Genomic DNA, 1,425 nt, shown 5'->3' with positions numbered 1-1,425 from the left:
TTTCTAACAAGGGCAGATTTAGAAGCGAACTTCTTCGTCGCCAGCGGCGAGCCGCCCTCGTTGGTGACGCGTATATAGTCGCCACCTCTTCATACTGTCAACAGCCATCTCAGATGTTTTTTCGATTTCTCGTGGCCATGTCCACAAGGTCGATATTCGTGAGTTGGCTTGGTTGAATCTCGACCGGCGATCGGCTGCCAATCCGTTCCTGCCTGGGCTCACTACCAGCTCGGCACCGGATATCCCGACATCGGCCCAAAAATCGCCTGTCCTGCCATGGTGGATGTTAATCGCCACGCCGGCCTGAGCATGCCTTCAGAGCCGCTCTTCCAGCAATTCCGTCGTGATATTCCGGCCACCGTAGAAGATGCCCAAAATCAGCACCCGCTCGCCCTCGACGGCAAAAGCAATGCTGACGGCGCGCCGATAACCGACAATCCGCAGCCCGGGCATGATCTCGATCCGCTCGGTGCCGCGCTGTGGAAAAGTCGATAGACCCAGGCCCAATGGTCGCGGATCCGTGACAACGAAATTCCACGCAATCGCCGGCGACGCGCGCTCGGCTATGTCGTCATAGAGCTGTCCGAGTTCGGCTTCCGCCATGGGATGAAAGACAACCCGATTACTCCATTCCCTACTTGGCTTTCGCCTGCTTCGCGCGATGACGCGCTTCAAGCTGGGAAAAAACCGTTTCGGCGGGAACTCTCTTCGCCGGATCTTGCTGAAGCTCGGCCAGGCGCCCCGGGACCTCCTCGCGCAGCCATTTCTCCCGCTCCGCCTCGAAGTCCTCGAGCATGCGCAGACCGGCGCGGACGACCTCGCTGGCATTGTTGTAGCGGCCTGATTCGAGCTGCTTCCTGATGAAGCTCTCGTAGTGGTCGTTCAGAGCATAATTGGGCATGGCAACCTCTGGAAAAAGATGTCCGGCCATAGGAACCATAGCAATAGATGTCAGCTATTGCCAGCATTGGCCGATTCGGCCGATCTCTGCCTCTGATTCGGGGATTATCCCGCAGGGCTTGATTCGCCGATTCGGCAGAACCGAGATATCGCCTCGGCCCCGATGACGCCGGCGCGATCGAGCAATCTGGTGCAATCGACAGCTCCGACGATCTACTCTCGCCATACAGGCGGGACGACGGGCACTGAAGCCGGTTGAGAAGGAGGCCCGCCGGCTAAGTTCATTTCACATCTGGTTGCGGTCGCCGCTCCGATTCGGGCTTTCGCTGTTCGCTTCGGCTCTGGATCAGGCGGAGCTCGTCCGCGGTGTCGGCCTCCCCTCCTTTGCGGGCACCAGACGAGAGCAATCGGCCGGGCGGCCAAAGCAAATCGGCCCCCCGTTTTGTATTTGGTTGCGGGGACAGGATTTGAACCTGTGACCTTCAGGTTATGAGCCTGACGAGCTACCGGGCTGCTCCACCCCGC

General features: G+C 59.2%; 2 protein-coding genes. Both read right to left on the bottom strand.

The genetic code is table 11. The features are described from left to right. Window positions 1-315 precede the first annotated feature (315 nt). Window positions 316-603 carry a type II toxin-antitoxin system RelE/ParE family toxin gene (locus tag EOA33_RS35635; protein ID WP_126058157.1) on the bottom strand — a complete coding sequence of 96 codons (288 nt, stop codon included), beginning with the start codon at window positions 601-603 and terminating at the stop codon, window positions 316-318. A gap of 31 nt (window positions 604-634) precedes the next feature. After that, window positions 635-901, bottom strand: coding sequence for a type II toxin-antitoxin system ParD family antitoxin (locus tag EOA33_RS35630; protein ID WP_126059349.1), 267 nt, complete (start codon window positions 899-901; stop codon window positions 635-637). Window positions 902-1,425 lie beyond the last annotated feature (524 nt).

The sequence above is a fragment of the Mesorhizobium sp. M4A.F.Ca.ET.050.02.1.1 genome (assembly GCF_003997725.1).
In the GTDB taxonomy this organism is placed as follows: domain Bacteria; phylum Pseudomonadota; class Alphaproteobacteria; order Rhizobiales; family Rhizobiaceae; genus Mesorhizobium.
The sequence above is the reverse complement of the archived record's forward strand: the minus strand, read 5'-3'. Positions and strand labels throughout refer to the sequence as shown.

Coding starts and splice junctions, on each gene's coding strand:
- EOA33_RS35635 (WP_126058157.1), bottom strand. CDS start 603: ATGGCGGAAGCCGAACTCGGACAGCTCTATGACGACATAGCCGAGCGC.
- EOA33_RS35630 (WP_126059349.1), bottom strand. CDS start 901: ATGCCCAATTATGCTCTGAACGACCACTACGAGAGCTTCATCAGGAAG.